This is a genomic window from Alteromonas sp. 4NH20-0056, assembly GCF_057539655.1.
Map to the genome: position 1 here is coordinate 320551 of NZ_BAAJLS010000001.1, position 17395 is coordinate 337945.

Genomic DNA, 17395 nt, shown 5'->3' on the forward strand with positions numbered 1-17395 from the left:
GTTTATGGCAATCGTGTCGACACATGATATATTAATTTAATAATCATAAAAAACAGCGAGCGGGACATGTTCGACGGGAAATCAATTTTAATAACGGGCGGTACTGGGTCTTTTGGCCATAAATACACAGAAACCTTACTTTCTCGTTATAAACCCAAACGCCTTATTATTTATTCTCGCGATGAACTAAAGCAATTTGAAATGCAGCAGGTCTTTAACGCACCCTGCATGCGGTATTTTATTGGCGATGTGCGCGACAAAGACAGACTGACGCGAGCAATGCAAGGCGTGGATTACGTTATTCATGCCGCCGCTATGAAACAAGTCCCTGCGGCTGAATATAACCCCACTGAATGTATCCGTACCAATATAGATGGTGCCGAGAGCGTCATTAATGCCGCTATTGATAATGGCGTGAGTAAAGTCATTGCACTATCTACCGATAAAGCAGCAAACCCGGTAAATCTTTACGGCGCAACAAAGTTGGCGTCAGATAAGCTTTTTGTTGCCGCAAATAATATGGTCGGCGGACGAAAACCGCGGTTTTCTGTTGTTCGTTATGGCAATGTCGTCGGCTCACGCGGCTCGGTAGTTCCTTTTTTTAATAAACTGATTAACGAAGGCACCGAGCATATTCCAATCACGCACCAAGACATGACGCGATTTTGGATAACCCTGCAGCAAGGTGTGGATTTCGTATTAAAAAACTTTGAACGTATGCTTGGCGGTGAAATTTTCGTCCCTAAAATCCCCTCAATTCGCATTACAGATTTAGCGAGTGCCATGGCACCCGATACACCCATCAAAATCGTAGGGATACGCCCGGGCGAAAAATTACATGAGATGATGTGCCCTGGCGATATGGCGTTCCACACGTTTGAATTTGACGACCACTTTGTTATCGCACCTGCGATTAAGTTTTTTCACCGAAGTAACGACTTCACGAGCAATGCGCTGAATGAAAAAGGAAAGAATGTCGAAGAGAACTTCGAGTATGTGTCAGATACCAACCCTCACTTTCTTAGCGTGTCGGAAATAATAGAGTTCAACAAGGAAGCAAAACCTTGATACCGTATGGGCGACAGCATCTTGACCAGGACGATATAACCGCCGTTGTTGACGCATTAACGTCAGACTGGTTAACACAAGGTCCTGCTGTGCCAGTATTCGAGGCTGCATTAAGCGATTACTGTAACGCACGCCACGCAGTTGCGGTAAACAGTGCAACGTCAGCCTTGCATCTTGCGTGTTTAGCGCTCGGTGTAGGTCATGGTGATGTGGTGTGGACGTCACCCAATTCATTTGTTGCATCAGCAAATTGTGCACGCTTTTGCGGTGCGGCAGTAGACTTTGTCGATATCGCACTACATAACGGCAATATGTGTGTTGATGCCTTAGCGAAAAAACTAAAACAAGCGCAACTGGCCGGCACCTTACCTAAGGTCGTTATTCCAGTTCACTTCGCAGGGCAGCCCTGCGATATGCAAAAAGTTGCCTCACTTGCCCAGCAATATGGCTTTCGTGTTATTGAGGATGCCTCTCATGCAGTGGGTGCCAAATATCAAGGTAACGCTATTGGCAGCTGCCAATATTCAGATATTTGTGTATTTAGCTTCCACCCCGTAAAAATCATCACCACGATGGAAGGTGGCATGGCAATGACCAATGATGCTGCACTCGCCGAGCACATGCGACTTGCCAGAAGTCATGGCGTAACAAACAACCCAGAACTTATGACGGAGCCCTCACACGGGCCATGGTATTACCAACAGGTATCGCTAGGCTTCAATTATCGAATGAATGACGTGGAGGCAGCGTTAGGGCTTAGCCAAGTAAAAAAACTGGATACCTTTATTGAAAAGCGTAACGCCATTGCTAAACACTACGATACACTTTTCAGTAGCTATAACTTCATATCACCGCTAACACTTGGTCAGCACCAGTATAGTAGTTATCACCTTTACGTTATTCGCATAAATGAACTCACTCGCGAAAATCACAGTGTATTGGTTTCGCAATTACGAAACGAAGGCATATTTGCCCATCTGCATTATATCCCAATACACATGCAGCCTTATTACACTGAATTAGGGTTTAGCGAGGGAGATTTTCCAGAAGCGGAACGTTATTACCAGCAAGCTTTAACTCTGCCGATATTTCCAGATTTAACGACTTCACAAGTTGACTTTATTGCCGATAAAGTAATTGCACAGGTGAAAAAGCTAAAAGGTTAGTCGCGGTAATAGTTTTCTATTAACGGCCGTGAACGGTCTTGGCATCGCTAAATATCACAGTGCTTGCGACTACCTTTTAAACAGAGTGAACACATGAACATAGCCATCATCCCTGCACGGGGCGGAAGTAAGCGAATTCCACGCAAAAATATAAAGGATTTCTGCGGAAAACCAATCATTGCTTATTCCATTGAAGCGGCGTTACGTAGTGATGCTATCGATCGCGTCATTGTATCTACCGATGACCCAGAGATAGCAGAGGCGGCCAAAGCGTATGGCGCAGACGTCCCCTTTATTCGTTCATCTACATTGTCTGATGATAAAACAGGGACGACACCGGTAGTACGTGATGCACTGTCGATGTTTATTCAACAAGGTCACGCTGTTGAGGTGTGTGCCTGTTTGTACGCCACTGCACCATTTATTAACAGTGACGTTATAGACAGCGCCATTAAAACGTTAAAGAAAGACAATGCTGACTTCGTATTTACGGTTAACCAGTTTTCATTCCCCATACAACGGGCGCTTCTAGAAGGCACTCAAGGGGAAGTAAGCCCTTATCAGAAAGTCGACATTGGGAAGCGCTCACAAGATTTGCCCGATACATTTCATGACGCAGGCCAGCTTTATGTCGCAAACACATCAACATGGTTAGATAAATCTAAACGGGTATTTTCAAGACACTCACGCATGTTAAAGCTGCCATCCCACAAGGTTCAGGACATCGATACAATAGAAGATTGGAAGCGCGCTGAAGTCATGTATAAAGTACTAAAAGAAATGGGAGAGTGCTGAAATGCACGTCGCATTTCGCGTGGATGCAAGTCCTGCTGTTGGCGCGGGACATGTTATGCGATGCTTAACACTCGCAGATACGTTGGTAAACTTATTCACTTTTCACGCCACTGACATCCATATCACCTTTGTAAGCACCGAGTCAGCGGCTATGCTCAATTACCTGATAGAACAAAAAGGCTATCAGTGCATTACAGTACCCGATATTCACAGCAGTGTTAGCCACGTAAATGCCGACCTGTGGGTTGTTGACCATTACTTACTTGACTGTGAATTTGAAGAAAACCTAATACTGTCTGGCGCCAATGTCATGGTCATCGATGACTTAGCAAATCGACGTCATCGTTGTCACATCTTGCTTGACGGCAATTTGGTTCAACATCAGCGTACCCGTTACGATGCGTTAGTACCGAAACATTGCCTGCGACTTCTCGGCCCCAAATATGCGTTATTAAGAAAAGAATTTTACGAGAAATCAGCCGCCAACAATGTTGTAACTAAAGGGAACCACCTTTTGGTTTGCTTTGGTGGCGGTGACCCTACCAATACGACTTCCCAAGCGTTAGACGCCATTGATAATATTAAAGAAATAACGATATCCGCCGATGTGGTTATTAGTGGTGCACATCCCCAAAAAAAAGAAATAATGAAACGCGTCGCGTCTATGCCTAACGTTGTATTGCACATCGATAGTTCGGATATGTCTACACTGATGCGTCGAGCATCGTTGATGATAGGTGCTGGAGGCAGCATGCATTGGGAGCGCTGTTTAATGCGACTACCTGCAGTAATTATCACGATCGCTGATAATCAGGTTGAAACAACCACGCTGCTAGCGTCTTTATCCGTATGTCGCTATGTAGGGCATGTTGATGCGATATCGCCAAAAGACATTGCATCAACGATTACATCGTTACTTTTATCGCCGCAAACACTTGATACGATGGCCAAAAACGCAAGTGAGGTAATACCTCAAGATGGCGGCGCGCCACTCGTTTGCAGTGAAATGGTTAACTACTTAGCATTATTGAAGTAAGGGCTAAAATAATGAGGCAAACAACGTGAATACTATTAATATAGGCCCGTTTAGCATTGGTAAGGACTCCCCCCCCTTTATCATCGCCGAGCTTTCCGGTAATCACAATCATGATTTAACACTCGCGCTTAGCATGGTCGACGCAGCTGCTGATGCGGGTGTACACGCGTTGAAATTGCAAACCTATACTGCAGATACCATGACCATCGATGTGAAACGTGGTGAATTCTTCATCGACGATCCTAACAGTCTTTGGCAGGGCTCATCACTTTATGAGCTTTATCAGAAAGCGTATACGCCTTGGGAGTGGCATAAGGCTATTTTCGACCGCGCCAAAGAAAGGGGTATGGTCGCGTTCAGCACACCTTTTGATTCTACCGCGGTTGATTTTTTAGCGTCTCTCGATGTGCCTTGTTACAAAATTGCCTCGTTTGAAAATACTGATCATGAACTTATTGCAAAGGTTGCCAAAACCGGTAAACCCGTAATTGTGTCCACCGGCATGGCGAGTTTGGTTGAAATAGCAGAAGCGGTAGAAGTATTAGAAGCTAACGGCTGCAGTGACTATGTTTTGCTAAAATGTACAAGCCAATATCCTGCCGACCCAATAAATGCGAATTTAGCAACCCTTCCCCACCTGCAAAGCATGTTTGGTTGCCATGTGGGATTATCTGACCACACTACGGGAATTGGCGTAGCAGTTGCAGCGGTAGCGCTTGGCGCAACCGTAATCGAAAAACATTTTGTTATAGACAGAGCTGCAGGTGGCGTAGATGCCGCGTTTTCTTTAGAGCCTACCGAGTTTTCGCAATTAGTAGACGAAACCACTCGTGCTGCTATCGCAGTGGGCAAGGTTTCTTATGGGTGTAGCTCCTCAGAGATTACTTCTCGTACGCACAGACGCTCTCTTTACATATGTGAAGACCTTAATGAAGGTGATGAACTGACTGAAAAAAGCCTAAGGGCAATACGACCTGGCCTGGGTTTGGCGGTAAAAACACTGCCTATTTTACTTGGTAAAAAAGTAAAACGCGCCGTTAAGAAAGGAACGCCGATGTCCTGGGATTTAGTGTAACTGATGGCTAACCACTATCCATTAAGCGAATTCACAGCGCTGACAGAACAACACCTAAAGCTAGTTTTAGGGTGGCGCAATCAAGACCATATTCGCAACAACATGCACAACAATGAAGAAATCACGTGGGATGCGCATTTATCGTGGTTTAACGCATTAAAGAAAGACCAGAATAAGCAGTTTTTTATCTTTAAGCAAAACAGTAGGCCCATTGGCGTGCTTAACTTTACGCAAGTTCAAGAGCAACCCAAAACGCTTGAATGGGGCTGCTACATTGGTGAAGATAACGTATGGCCAGGTTCGGGGTTGCTTCTTGAGGTGGCAGCACTGGTCTATGCATTTAGCCACGCTAACGCTGATACCTTGTATGCTGAGGTATTGTCTTTTAATACTGGCGTAATAAAGCTTCACAGATTATTTAAATACGAACAGCTTGAAGACGGTGATACGGTAAAGCGAGAAAACCTTGAGCACGTAGTGAAACGCTTTTCTTATAGGCGTGCAACATGGGAAGATAACAAAAATAATGTATTCGCTCTGTTACCGAAACAGATAAGACTTGCCGCTGAAAACATTGCATTTGAGTCATAGCCATTTACATTACTTTACTACTAATTTTATTGAGAGACTCACCAAGAAATGACGCATATCAAACAAACCATATTAACCAGCATGCATCACGTTGCAGAGATAGCGGACTGCAAGCTGATAACCGATATCAATGACGATACGGTTCTATTGCAAAGTGGCTTAGACTCGCTCGGCTTTGCCATGTTAGTGGCTCAACTAGAGGAAGAGTTAGGCACCGACCCTTTCAGTGAAATGGACCTTGTTGTTTATCCACGAACATTTGGTGAGTTTACTCGTGTATATGAAAGCACGCTTGGCGAGTAAACAGCAATGAAACCGCTACTGTTTCGTAGTTGTCAACATTCAGGTATAGCCATTATCGGTGAAGACGGCTCAGAATTGACCTACGCCCAATTGGCGCAAACCGTCTCACTATTGCAAACAACACTAAAGAAAAAGTCATCTAACGCAAGCACGAGAAATACTCTCCCCTTCAATAGCCTAGACGAATTTATAGTGGGTTTACTTGCGTTAGAGGGCGCAACAGACTGGGTGGCGGTAACCCCTGAGCACTTTGAATACGGCGTGTTTACCGCGCCACCTGCAAACGCCCAAACCACTTTTTACCTGTTTACCTCTGGTACCACAGGTAAGCCAAAAAAGATTTCACACAGTACGGCAAGCCTATGTGCATCAATACGCACGAATAAACATCTTACACACCTTCGATGGGGTCTTTGCTATCAAGCTCACCGTTTTGCTGGGCTTCAAGTAATACTGCAAAGCCTGCTAAGTGGCGGCACCATAGTGGATTGCGTGCAGGGCGATATCGAGTCACAACTTTTAACTATGCAACAACGGGGCATTTCTGCCGTCTCTGCTACGCCCTCTCTTTGGAGACGATTCTTGTTGTCGCAACAACTAGATAACGTGCCTTTACAATACATTACACTGGGTGGAGAAATTGCCGACAACGCGTTACTGGCGCACCTTGATGAACGCTTTCCTGACGCTAATATTTATCATATTTATGCGTCGACTGAAGCCGGCGTAGGTTTTGCGGTAAATGACAAACAAGCGGGGTTTCCAAAGGTTTGGATTGACACAGGTGTTAATGGCAACAGCCTTAAGATAGACGATGATTATCAACTCTGGATTAAACCCGCCACCTCACCTCACCAGCCTAGTGAAAACGTCGAATACGATGCGCTGGGCTACATTAATACGCAAGATAATGTAGAAATAGAAAACGATCGCGTTATATTCAAGGGACGTTCGAATGGTACGATAAATGTAGGCGGCCATAAGGTGTTTCCTGAAAGAGTAGAACAGGTATTGCTATTGTGTTCGCTAGTTTCCCAAGCGCGCGTTTATGGGAAAAAAAATACCCTGTTAGGTGAAGTCGTTGCCGCAGATATCGTATTGGTGCACAGCGAGGATACATCAGATATAAAGCCTAGCATGGCGATATTAATGCACTGCAAAAAGCATTTAACACGGCAAGATATGCCTACCAAAATAAATATCGTGTCATCACTACCACTTTCTAAAAGTGGCAAGCTTGAACGTCATTAAACGCATATAAACTGAGAATAAAGTGGCAACACAACATAATTTATCAGCAAAAAAATTAGTTATTGTGACGGGGGCAGGCAGAGGCCTTGGACTGGCAATTTGCAAGCAACTATTGAACGAAAACTACCGTATCGTAGCCTTATCACGTACGTTAACGGACGAGCTCTCGACGCTGTGCACGCAACATGCAGACGATGCCTTTTTTATTCAATACGACCTGTCTGACTTAGCAGGCGTACATGACATATGTAAAAGCATTACTACGTCTTATGGCCGTCCTTATGGACTGGTTAATAACGCAGCCGTTGGCTCTGATGGCGTACTTGCGACCATGCATAATAATGACATCAATGCCCTTCTGAATATTAATGTTCAAGCACCTATTCTATTAACGAAATACTTGAGCCGTAGCATGATGCTAAACCGCACGGGGAGAATTGTTAATATTTCATCCATTATTGCCAGTACTGGGTTTAATGGCCTAAGCGTCTATGCTGCGAGCAAAGCTGCATTGGAAGGATTTTCTCGCTCTCTTGCCAGAGAGGTAGGTAAAGCAGGTATTACTGTTAATTGCGTTGCACCAGGCTATATGCAAACCGACATGACCGACAGTCTGCAAGGCGATAAATTAGAAAGTGTGAAGCGGCGCAGTCCGCTCGGTACACTTGCCACGCCGGACGATGCAGCGGGGGCCGTTTTATACCTTTTAAGTGATAAGGCAAAGGCGATAACAGGTACAATTTTGACCGTTGACGCAGGTTCTACGGCATAAGGTGGCTACCTTCCATTGAAAAATTATCGCACCATGCTATCGACTAAGCCGCTTTACGTAGCGCCAGCTAACCCTGCCGGTGCAAAACTTGCGGCAACGTTGGCATCACAAGGTTTTGACATAAACGGCTTTGCCGATAACTTTAAAAAGCGTCACGACATCATTAACAGCAAAGGTGATGCCGATGAGCATGCCTGCATTATTTTACATCATGCCCAATACACTGACGATATCGCGGCGGGTTTGTTAAAACGGGGGTTTAGAAAAGCCGATTTATTTATTGCGGACACTACCGATAATAACATCAGCATAAAGCCATATACGCTTCCGATAAGCTTTGCAATTAAAAACGGCCTGCTCTCGCTGATCAACATGCTGTTTGCTTTTTTGCGTACCGTGATACCTCAGCGAGGATACGTTTATTATGCAGAAGGCTTTTTCGATACGAATATGCTTCTTGCCTATCGTGAACATCAACGGCAATTCCCCAACGAAGCTGTTCTTATTGGCCGACATTTGAAACAAAAGATGCCTCTCCTTGATAGTGACCAACAATACTATGAGGGCTTGACGTTACGCTCGCTTTGGCTATTTCTGCGCGCAGAAAAAATGATTATTGACCATGAGTTCACTGGAAAGTGGTTCACCCTTTTGCGTAAGCACATTCCTATTATACAGCTATGGCATGGCCTGCCTTATAAAGCGTTGAGTGGAAACATTCACTATCCCACTATTTGCGATGACGCCTTCATCTCCAGTTCGCCTTGGTTTAATAAGCACATTTTCCCTAAGATATTTCGTGCCAAAAAATATGTAGCGTTAGGATATCCAAGAAATGATGTCTTTGCTCAACATCCGCAAGAACGCGACTGGATAAATGCAGAGCCCCACGCTGCGCTTGCAGAGGTTCAGGAAAAAACAGGGCAAATTATTGTCTACGCCCCAACGTATAGAGACTGGGGAAATAATAACTACCCGCTAGATTTAGCGAAAATAGAGGCATGGTGTAAATTAAATAAACGGTCTTTTGTGTTGAAGTTTCACCCTTTTATTTCCCGCGTTTTTGGCGAAGCGATGGGGTTATCACAGTGCGACTCGTTACAGCAACTACCTGGCTACTCGCATCTTTACCTTTATCCTAGTGGTAAAAATATATACCCATGGCTTGCAGATGCCGTAGCATTAGTAACTGATTATTCGTCCATTGCTTATGATTATTTATTGGCTGATAAGCCCATTGTTTACTTTCAATACGACAAAGAAGAATACGTGAAACGTCGTGGAGAAACATTGGTAAGCGATAACGACTTTCTAGCAGGTGATTATGCAATTACTATCGATGCATTGCTGAATATGCTGATGCTTGACAGCGAAATATCTCGTGAAAAACGAGCAGCGCTTCGTGACAAGTTTGGTATGAACAACACGCACGCGTCGCCGTCTATCGTAAACCTCGTTCGCGACAACATTACCACCACAAGAACGCGCAGTGGTACTGGCTAATTAAACGTCGTGTAAAGAATCAATGCGTTATTTTAAAAAGTAACGACCAAAAATCGACATGATTGTGTCTACTGTCTCTGGCGTTATGTGTCTATTGTCTTCTTTCCATGGAGACTCAACATAGTGATTGACCAGCTCATACGAGGGAAAGTAATAGACATTACTGTCATTAACGTTAGATATAAATTCGTGAAGCACTGCGCGTAGCGTCGCTTTTGATGCCGTATTTGCACATAAAACACTCTTGCCGTGATAAGACCCTAGCAGCGGGATCGGGGAAAGCGTGAGTAAAATTTTTGCATCAGGAACGTTGCTCTTGATGAGGTCATAGATCTCTTGCAGATTGTTTAAGTTTTCAGTAAACGAAACGAAACGGCTTTCAAAGCGGGTAGGATCTAACTTTTTATTAGGCACGAACTTCCAGAGATACTGCTCATTCTCTTTGTCATACCATGCTTCTGTCAGCCCCAATGTAATAATAAAAAACTCGGTATCCTTAATGATCTGCTTGCAAGCATCCATCGAATGGTAGGTCTGCGCTTTTTCTTCAGCGGACCCTATAAAGATAGACTCGAGGGGTTTGTCCTGAAACGCCCATTGAAACTGTGCCAATAACGCAGGTGTATGTACCATAATTTCATCAATTCGTATGATATCTGAAAGGTTATGATCCCAACTGTGAGCGTTGACCGTGTAACCATGCTTAAGTAAATACCTTGAAACGTTACCCGCAAAGCATGAACCAAATGCAGTAATTTTAGTGTCTTTTGCTATTATAGGTTCTTCTGGTGCATAACCGTGTAAGAAATAATCATGCAGTGCGTCCTCACCGTCTAGTTGCGAACAACTAGGCCACCGATTGAGGCCATTGAACCCATGTTTTTCTAATACGCTCATTTTACGCATGTTGTTCCTCTCTGACTAACGCTGCTTTCTATACTCAAGGTATCGGCATAATTGATAAAACACTTTAGAGTAAAAGCATAAAGGGGCAAATAAACATAAAGAGAATATCAATACAGCCGTTAAGTAATGTAAATATAGGGGGAACACATTTTGTTGGCTAAAAGATTTTCTAACGACAGCGTGTCGGTTATGCCATTAAACGATATTCAACAAACAGCAAAAGCGCGCTTATTGGAAAACCTAAGCAGCAACATCTACCGATACGAAAGCGTGTCGTGTTTGTGTGGCACTAATGACAACGAGCTCATTGCGGCAAAAGACCGTTATGGGATCCCCCTCGATACGTCTATTTGTAAATCATGTGGCCAAGTCTTTTCATCCACCAGACTAGATGCTCCAAGCACCCGGCGATTTTACGATGAGCTTTATCGCCCGCTCTATGTGGGAAAGAATATAGCGGATGAATCATTCTTTAATAAGCAAAGTCGGCGGGGATCGCGCATTTTATCTTACCTATCAGACGTGGGAATAAGTGCCCCGGCGAGGGTCCTAGAGATTGGTTGTGGTGCAGGGGGGATTTTATACCCTTTTAAAGAAAGCGGGTTTATTGTCGAAGGGATAGACCTTGGTGACAGCTATTTATCTGAGGGTCAAAAGCACGGCCTAAATCTAAAATGTATGTCCTCTCAGCAGCTTTCTGAAGAAACATCGTCAACCTACGACATCATTATTCTTAGTCACGTGCTAGAGCATTTTTCAGACATCCAGTTTGAACTCAATACCATAGATAAACTTCTTAGTCCTGATGGTGTGATTTATATCGAGGTACCTGGCCTTTTTAATCTAAAAAATAGCTACGAATGTGACTTTTTAACTTATCTGCAAAACGCGCATAACTATCATTTTAACCTACAAATGCTGACTAATTTAATGAGTGGGCGCGGGTACAATCTTGTCATTGGTGATCAGTGTGTGAGGGCGGCATTTAAGAGATGCCATGATAGTACTTCCCTTTCAGAATTTTCCAACCAATATCAGGACGTGAGCGCTTTTCTTAGTGAATTAGAAAATAACAAAGGCCGTTATCTACAGCAGTTATTAAGTGCTAGAAACAAACAAAAAACTCATATCATTGAAAAGCTTATTGCGTCGTTAATGGAATACAATGAAAGCACAGTATCTTTGTATGGAACAGGAAAGCACACTGAACAACTGGTAGCGGCATTACCACCGTCGGCACGGGCAAAAATTAAGAATATTATTTCGCCTGATGTAAGCGATGATAAAACGGTACGTTATGGGTTACCCGTCACGACCTTAACGCCCCCCTACTCTGCCGCCATTGTTATTTCTTCAGATACCTTCCAAGAGTCTATTTATCGGCGCATAAAGCATTTGAAACAGGAGAACGTGAAACTCATCACACTCTACGAGTAGTGCGTTAATGTTAGGGTTTCAACGTTTTTGCGAGTAGCACCTCGGCGGTTTCAAACTCGGTCAATGTATCAATATCCACAGAATCAGACGCGGTCATAACAAACGGATACGTGGTTGGTTGATATTGCGCAGCTAGCGCATTACGTTCATAGATAAAAATCGCACCATTTGGCATATAAACAGGCGTATTATCTTGGCGACGAAAGCCTTTCCCACTATTGAGGGCATCATCTACAAATCGAAGCTCGCCGGCAGTGTTAGTATTTAGTAGCCAGCGATATTTTCGCTCAACTTCATACACAGACGCGAGAGACTTTGGTGAACCTTGAATAGAGAAAAATAAATTCAACGCTTCATCAATATGGCGGGTTGTTCGCAATGGCGAGGTTGGCTGTAAAATAATGATCACATCATAATGCTCACCTTGCTCGTGTAACTTATCGACCGTATCTTTCACCACGTCAATAAGGCTCGCAGTGTCAGATGAATAGATATCCTCTCGAAGGAACGGTACTCGTGCCCCAAACGACTTGCCTATATCGGCATACGCTTTACTGTCAGTAGATAATACTACGCTATCGATCAACGCAGTTCCCAGCGCTGCTTCTACCGTCCAAGCTAATAATGGCTTACCGCATATTGGCATCACATTTTTGTCTTTCAGCCCTTTTGAGCCTGCGCGAGCTGGGATGATGGCAAGTATTTTTCGCATCGCCTGACCTCTAATTATTACGGCTTAGCAGTGACATGGTGTTTCGGTAGCTATCTGTGAGACTACCATCGTACACTTCCAACGTAATAGTCTTGTCTTGCAACGACACGTCACTGAGCAAATGATAAAGCGTTGAGTCGCTTTTCAGGCCATGATTAGTATCGGCCTGGGCATTGTTATCACTGAAGTGTAAATAGCTCGCGAGCGGAACAAGCGACGTTAATTGGTCTTGAAACGACAGCCCTAAACTCTGACAACTTACTTTGAGGTGCGCGACATCAAGCAATAACTTAGCGCGTGTAAGTGATAACAACGTTGAAATTGAATCAACATCGGTTGCCAAAAATGGATTTTCCTTCCCAAACGTTTTTTTATTGGCTGCGGATAGCACATTATTCTCTATATAAAGGTCAACGGCATATTGTTTAGCAATGCTTTCGAGCCTGTTCCAAGATTGTGCAAAAACCATTAATGCCTCATCCATTGGCTGAAGTGACGTTTTATTAAAGGCTTTTCCTAACAACTTGGTGTCTGGCTGAAAACGAAACCCAGCATGAATACCATACTCCGTTGCACCTAACTGCTTTGAAAGTTCGATGGCTTTTATTGCGTGCGCAACTGCGCGTTCTCTTTCTTCATGATTCGCCGATGACAAATTAAGTACGAAATGCTTTTCAGGGGGAGGAAAGTAGTTGTGACACCGATAAGACAGCCGATATCTATCTTTAAGTTCCAACAAATCATCTAGCCAGCCATCGTAAAGATTTGTGCCTCCAGAAAGTTCTATATGAGTAAACCCCATATCAGCAAGCTGAACAACACTGTCTGCTATTTTGCTGTTGTTGACACAACTGCTAGACACGTAAATATTGTTTTTCATTTATTTAGCCGTTTTGCTGGAGACCCCACGTAACAACCAGGGGACGTAATATTTTGATTTACGAAGCTGTTCGCACCAACTGTCACATCATTACAAATGGTAACACCATCTCTTACCACGGTGCCTGCACCGATAAAACAATGGCTTCCCACTGAACTACGTCCTAGCAATATCGCGCCCGTTGCAATGTGAGAATGCGCACCGACGGCAGCTTCATGTTCAACAACTGCATGTGTATTTATGATGGTATTTTCGTTTATACGCACCATTGGGCCAATGTAAGCGCGGCAAAAAACTTGCGTCCCAACTGACAACAAAGCCGTACCATCGACGTACGCGTCGTCATGAATAATCGGTTCAGACACGAGTGCAGATTTATGCTCAAAAAATTCCATTTTCCTATTTTCATTGTCGCCAATGGCCAAAATCAAAGGAGATGTGCGACTTTCTAGCGCAACGTCGACCGGTACATCCATTATTGTTTCGCCTATGCGGGCATTGTTATCTATGATGCATTCTATGCCGTCGCCGTTTCGCCTTATTAAAGAAATAAGAGAACGTGCATGTCCACCAGCCCCGAGTAAAATAAAATGCTTATCAGGCATTAATTATCTCACCGGCGTTGACGTGTTGATGCGATACATTACCCACTATATCGCTTAAGTAGTTTGCAGGGATGCCCTTGCCACCAGTACGACGGGCAACAACGTTATCATAAGAGTAGCTTTCTCCCTTCTCTATAGCTCGTTTCGCAACGAGACACTTTTGCAACGCGTTTCTATTTTCTTTCTCGCATAACTCAACGCGCTTGATATCGCGCCCCATCATCATGTCTACGCGTCTGACTTCATTTACTAGTTCTTGTAATTCTGCTGGAGAAAGAGATGCTTGATGATCTGGACCGGGCAATGATTTATCTAGCGTAAAATGCTTTTCAATCACCTGAGCACCTGCCGCAACCGCGTAGGGAGACGCTCCGATACCAGCGGTATGGTCAGAGTATCCGACAATGACGCCATAATCGTGTGCGTATTTTTCCATTACACGCAAATTTAATGATGCTTCCGGCGCTGGATAGCTAGACGTACACTGCAATAAAATAACGTCTGAACATTTTCCTGATAAGGCTTTCATCGCCTCATCAACTTCAGATTGTTCACTCATCCCTGTTGACAATATTAGGGGCACTTGAGTCTCTGCAGCATTTAAAAGAAACGCAGTATTGGTCAAGTCAGTTGACGATATTTTTAAACTAGATAACGATAGTGTTTTTAGAAACTCGAGGCTTGGTTCATCAAAAGGAGTAACGATAAAGTCTATTCCTTTTGTCTCAGCATAAGCCGCTAATTCCTTACAATCATGTGCGCTTATTTCTAGTTGTTTTAACATATCAAACTGTGATTGCACGTCCGACTCATCTTGGACTTGGTAGCTTGCTTTTTCTACGTTGTCACTAATTAAGGCCGCCGTATTAAACAGCTGAAACTTAACTGCATCCGCGCCAGACTCAACAGCAACATCCACTAATTCGAAAGCAAGCGCGATACTGCCGTTATGATTGACTCCGGCTTCAGCAATAATATAGGTAGGGCTTCCATCACCCACACGCGTATTGCCTACCGTTACTTCGTTTGCAAAACTATATTTGCTCATTCTATTGTCTCGCTATTCGCTTAAGTGTTGCTCAATCACATCACAGATTAAATCAATTTGTTGTTCTGTTAATCCAACATAAGTAGGTAATGATAGGCCGCGATCTGCTAATGAAATTGTTCGCTGCAAAACATCACGGTCATCACGGTAAGGTGGCTGGATATGAAGGGGATAAAAAAATGGCCGCGAGTCAATACCGTTCTCGCGAAGCGCACCTTGAAGCGACGTATTGGATACTGCCTTATTATCTGAGTCAATAATAATCGACATGAGCCAATTTACAGGCTGTGCGCCCGGTATGCTTTCTTTAAAAATAACCGATTTGTATTGTGAAAGCCTAGCACGGTATTGCGCCTCTTGCTGCTGCCGGATTGCATAAAATTCATTAAATGACTTAAGCTGTGAAACACCAATAGCTGCCTGAATATTGGTCATCCTGTAATTGAGACCTGCAACTTCATGCCAGTATTTTTTCTCAGGGTTCATACCGTGGTCGCGCAAAATTCTTAACCTCTGCGCAAGCGAGCCGTCATTCGTCGTCACCATCCCGCCTTCGCCGGTAGAAAGCAATTTGTTAGCGAAAAAGCTGTAACACCCCATGTCACCAAATGTTCCCATGTGCTTATCGTTCAGCGTAGCCCCTAACGATTCTGCACAATCCTCAATTACACAAAGTTCATAACGTTTGGCAAACGACAATATCTTGTCCATATCGGCAGGGTTACCATAAAGGTGCACCGGTATAATGGCTTTTGTTTTATCAGATATTACGGCGGCTAAGTCATCGACGTCTATCGTCCAATGTTGCTCTGACACCGCGCACAACACAGGCGTAGCGCCGCACAACAATACCGCATTAGCGGTTGCCGCAAATGTCAGGTCAGGCACAATGACCTCGTCACCTGGGCCAACGCCAGCAGCAAGAAGCGCTAAATGTAGTGCTGCCGTTCCGCTTGTAACACTTACTGCGTGCCTTGCCCCTGTGTGACGTGCAAAAGCATCTTCGAATGCTTCGACAAATGCGCCTTGTGATGAAATCCATCCACTATCAAGGCACTGCATTACTAATGTCTTTGCCTCGTCTGTTAAAAATGGAGTAGATACAGGAATTGATATTTTAGACATGTCGATACTTTTTCAATAACGCTTCATCACGCGCGAGTCCTAGGTCATGAAAAACCATTTCGTCGACCATTTCTTGAAGGCTGGTGGATGGTTTCCATCCTAACTCTCGTTCGGCCTTACTTGCATCGCCCCATAGAACATCTACCTCGTTGGGTCTAAAATAATAGGGGTCGATTTTCACAACGGTATCCCCTTCTTTCAGTTGAATAGGCACGTTGCTTGAAATGGAACCTATTGTGTCATGATCGATCTGACTCACTCTCCCTACTTCGTCTATACCAGCCCCTTCCCATTGAAGTGTAATGCCAAGGCATGCAAAACTCATTTCAATAAAGGCTCTAACCGACGTTTTCTTTCCAGATGCAATAACAAAATCATCTGGCTTCTCTTGTTGCAACATTAGCCACTGGGCTTCGACGTAATCCTTTGCATGTCCCCAGTCTCGTTCAGCATCAATATTTCCTAAATAAAGACACTTCTGCAGACCATAAGCAATTTGCGTAATGGTTGATGTGATTTTTCGTGTAACGAATGTTTTCCCGCGATATTTAGATTCGTGATTGAACAAGATGCCGTTGCATGCATACATCCCATACGACTCTCGATAATTAATCACCGACCAGTAAGCATAGAGCTTTGCAGTGGCGTAAGGAGATCGCGGATAAAACGGTGTTGACTCGTCTTGACGGGGTGCTTGAATCTTTCCATACAATTCAGACGTGGATGCTTGATAAAAACGTACTTTATCTTCCATTTTCAGCGTTCGTATCGCGTCTAATAGCCTTAACGTGCCAAGTGCATTAATATCAGCGGTATTTTCAGGCGCACTGAACGACACATGCACATGGCTCTGTGCAGCGAGGTTGTAGACTTCATCAGGTTGAATTTCGTTTAATAATCGAACCAGAGAAAGTGAATCACTCATGTCACCATAATGCAGATAAAAGTTGTTCTCTATTTGTTGAGGAGGCGCAACGAGATCTTCAACTCTGTCTAAGTTACGAAGTGATACTCGACGTCTTAATCCATGTACCTCATAACCTTTATCCAATAAAAACCGAGATAAATAGGCACCATCTTGCCCAGTGACACCGGTAATTAACGCTACCTTTTTTGTCATGC

18 protein-coding genes are annotated in these 17395 nt (G+C 43.9%); 11 read left to right on the forward strand and 7 right to left on the reverse strand.

What is annotated here, in order from left to right:
• The first annotated feature begins 66 nt into the window (after positions 1-66).
• The 10 genes from pseB to AC27EZ_RS01520 all read left to right on the forward strand — a co-directional run bounded on the left by pseB (position 67) and on the right by AC27EZ_RS01520 (position 9560).
• The gene (gene pseB, locus AC27EZ_RS01475) at positions 67-1068 is read left to right on the forward strand and encodes a UDP-N-acetylglucosamine 4,6-dehydratase (inverting) (protein ID WP_487133604.1); all 1002 of its coding nucleotides are present in this window, start codon (positions 67-69) and stop codon (positions 1066-1068) included.
• The gene (gene pseC, locus AC27EZ_RS01480) at positions 1065-2234 is read left to right on the forward strand and encodes a UDP-4-amino-4,6-dideoxy-N-acetyl-beta-L-altrosamine transaminase (RefSeq protein ID WP_487133605.1); all 1170 of its coding nucleotides are present in this window, start codon (positions 1065-1067) and stop codon (positions 2232-2234) included. The genes pseB and pseC overlap by 4 nt, the downstream gene beginning before the upstream one ends.
• Before the next feature lie 93 nt (positions 2235-2327).
• Positions 2328-3029, forward strand: a complete 702-nt coding sequence (pseF, locus tag AC27EZ_RS01485) for a pseudaminic acid cytidylyltransferase (RefSeq protein WP_487133606.1) — start codon at positions 2328-2330, stop codon at positions 3027-3029.
• Position 3030: 1 nt separating this feature from the next.
• Entirely contained in the window at positions 3031-4065 is a 1035-nt protein-coding gene (gene pseG / locus AC27EZ_RS01490) for a UDP-2,4-diacetamido-2,4,6-trideoxy-beta-L-altropyranose hydrolase (protein ID WP_487133607.1), read from the forward strand.
• Between the two features lie 25 nt (positions 4066-4090).
• Positions 4091-5140, forward strand: coding sequence for a pseudaminic acid synthase (gene pseI, locus AC27EZ_RS01495; RefSeq protein WP_487133608.1), 1050 nt, complete (start codon positions 4091-4093; stop codon positions 5138-5140).
• Positions 5141-5143: 3 nt separating this feature from the next.
• Positions 5144-5731: a UDP-4-amino-4,6-dideoxy-N-acetyl-beta-L-altrosamine N-acetyltransferase gene (gene pseH, locus AC27EZ_RS01500; protein ID WP_487133609.1), complete on the forward strand. Its 588-nt coding sequence runs from the start codon at positions 5144-5146 to the stop codon at positions 5729-5731.
• A gap of 48 nt (positions 5732-5779) precedes the next feature.
• A complete protein-coding gene (locus AC27EZ_RS01505) occupies positions 5780-6034 on the forward strand; it encodes an acyl carrier protein (protein ID WP_487133610.1) in 255 nt (84 codons plus the stop codon).
• 6 nt (positions 6035-6040) lie between these two features.
• Positions 6041-7285, forward strand: coding sequence for an AMP-binding protein (locus AC27EZ_RS01510; protein WP_487133611.1), 1245 nt, complete (start codon positions 6041-6043; stop codon positions 7283-7285).
• 22 nt (positions 7286-7307) lie between these two features.
• Entirely contained in the window at positions 7308-8057 is a 750-nt protein-coding gene (locus tag AC27EZ_RS01515; protein WP_487133612.1) for an SDR family NAD(P)-dependent oxidoreductase, read from the forward strand.
• Between the two features lie 15 nt (positions 8058-8072).
• Complete coding sequence (locus tag AC27EZ_RS01520; RefSeq protein ID WP_487133613.1) at positions 8073-9560, forward strand: CDP-glycerol glycerophosphotransferase family protein; 1488 nt, start codon at positions 8073-8075, stop codon at positions 9558-9560.
• A 27-nt stretch (positions 9561-9587) separates the two neighbouring features.
• Here the strand turns inward: AC27EZ_RS01520 and AC27EZ_RS01525 are convergent, their stop codons facing one another.
• Positions 9588-10466, reverse strand: a complete 879-nt coding sequence (locus AC27EZ_RS01525) for a GSCFA domain-containing protein (protein ID WP_487133614.1) — start codon at positions 10464-10466, stop codon at positions 9588-9590.
• Between the two features lie 150 nt (positions 10467-10616).
• Between AC27EZ_RS01525 and AC27EZ_RS01530 the strand changes: the two genes are divergently transcribed.
• Entirely contained in the window at positions 10617-11903 is a 1287-nt protein-coding gene (locus tag AC27EZ_RS01530; RefSeq protein ID WP_487133615.1) for a class I SAM-dependent methyltransferase, read from the forward strand.
• Between the two features lie 10 nt (positions 11904-11913).
• On the opposite strand, the gene AC27EZ_RS01535 is transcribed toward AC27EZ_RS01530, so the two are convergent.
• From AC27EZ_RS01535 to gmd, 6 genes are read right to left on the reverse strand one after another with little or no spacing between them, the layout of a single operon-like run.
• Positions 11914-12615, reverse strand: coding sequence for an acylneuraminate cytidylyltransferase family protein (locus AC27EZ_RS01535; RefSeq protein WP_487133616.1), 702 nt, complete (start codon positions 12613-12615; stop codon positions 11914-11916).
• 10 nt (positions 12616-12625) lie between these two features.
• Positions 12626-13495 (reverse strand): sugar phosphate isomerase/epimerase family protein, encoded by an 870-nt coding sequence (locus AC27EZ_RS01540; RefSeq protein WP_487133617.1) that lies wholly within the window; start codon positions 13493-13495, stop codon positions 12626-12628.
• Positions 13492-14100, reverse strand: coding sequence for a DapH/DapD/GlmU-related protein (locus AC27EZ_RS01545; protein WP_487133618.1), 609 nt, complete (start codon positions 14098-14100; stop codon positions 13492-13494). Before AC27EZ_RS01545 ends, AC27EZ_RS01540 begins: the two co-directional genes overlap by 4 nt.
• Complete coding sequence (locus tag AC27EZ_RS01550) at positions 14093-15148, reverse strand: N-acetylneuraminate synthase family protein (protein WP_487133619.1); 1056 nt, start codon at positions 15146-15148, stop codon at positions 14093-14095. Before AC27EZ_RS01550 ends, AC27EZ_RS01545 begins: the two co-directional genes overlap by 8 nt.
• A 12-nt stretch (positions 15149-15160) precedes the next feature.
• Positions 15161-16273 (reverse strand): DegT/DnrJ/EryC1/StrS family aminotransferase, encoded by a 1113-nt coding sequence (locus tag AC27EZ_RS01555; protein WP_487133620.1) that lies wholly within the window; start codon positions 16271-16273, stop codon positions 15161-15163.
• Complete coding sequence (gmd, locus tag AC27EZ_RS01560; RefSeq protein ID WP_487133621.1) at positions 16266-17393, reverse strand: GDP-mannose 4,6-dehydratase; 1128 nt, start codon at positions 17391-17393, stop codon at positions 16266-16268. Before gmd ends, AC27EZ_RS01555 begins: the two co-directional genes overlap by 8 nt.
• Positions 17394-17395 lie beyond the last annotated feature (2 nt).

Coding starts and splice junctions, on each gene's coding strand:
- AC27EZ_RS01545 (WP_487133618.1), bottom strand. CDS start 14,100: ATGCCTGATAAGCATTTTATTTTACTCGGGGCTGGTGGACATGCACGT.
- AC27EZ_RS01540 (WP_487133617.1), bottom strand. CDS start 13,495: ATGAAAAACAATATTTACGTGTCTAGCAGTTGTGTCAACAACAGCAAA.
- pseG (WP_487133607.1), top strand. CDS start 3,031: ATGCACGTCGCATTTCGCGTGGATGCAAGTCCTGCTGTTGGCGCGGGA.
- AC27EZ_RS01550 (WP_487133619.1), bottom strand. CDS start 15,148: ATGAGCAAATATAGTTTTGCAAACGAAGTAACGGTAGGCAATACGCGT.
- pseH (WP_487133609.1), top strand. CDS start 5,144: ATGGCTAACCACTATCCATTAAGCGAATTCACAGCGCTGACAGAACAA.
- AC27EZ_RS01510 (WP_487133611.1), top strand. CDS start 6,041: ATGAAACCGCTACTGTTTCGTAGTTGTCAACATTCAGGTATAGCCATT.
- pseB (WP_487133604.1), top strand. CDS start 67: ATGTTCGACGGGAAATCAATTTTAATAACGGGCGGTACTGGGTCTTTT.
- AC27EZ_RS01505 (WP_487133610.1), top strand. CDS start 5,780: ATGACGCATATCAAACAAACCATATTAACCAGCATGCATCACGTTGCA.
- gmd (WP_487133621.1), bottom strand. CDS start 17,393: ATGACAAAAAAGGTAGCGTTAATTACCGGTGTCACTGGGCAAGATGGT.
- pseF (WP_487133606.1), top strand. CDS start 2,328: ATGAACATAGCCATCATCCCTGCACGGGGCGGAAGTAAGCGAATTCCA.
- AC27EZ_RS01555 (WP_487133620.1), bottom strand. CDS start 16,273: ATGTCTAAAATATCAATTCCTGTATCTACTCCATTTTTAACAGACGAG.
- AC27EZ_RS01525 (WP_487133614.1), bottom strand. CDS start 10,466: ATGCGTAAAATGAGCGTATTAGAAAAACATGGGTTCAATGGCCTCAAT.
- AC27EZ_RS01535 (WP_487133616.1), bottom strand. CDS start 12,615: ATGCGAAAAATACTTGCCATCATCCCAGCTCGCGCAGGCTCAAAAGGG.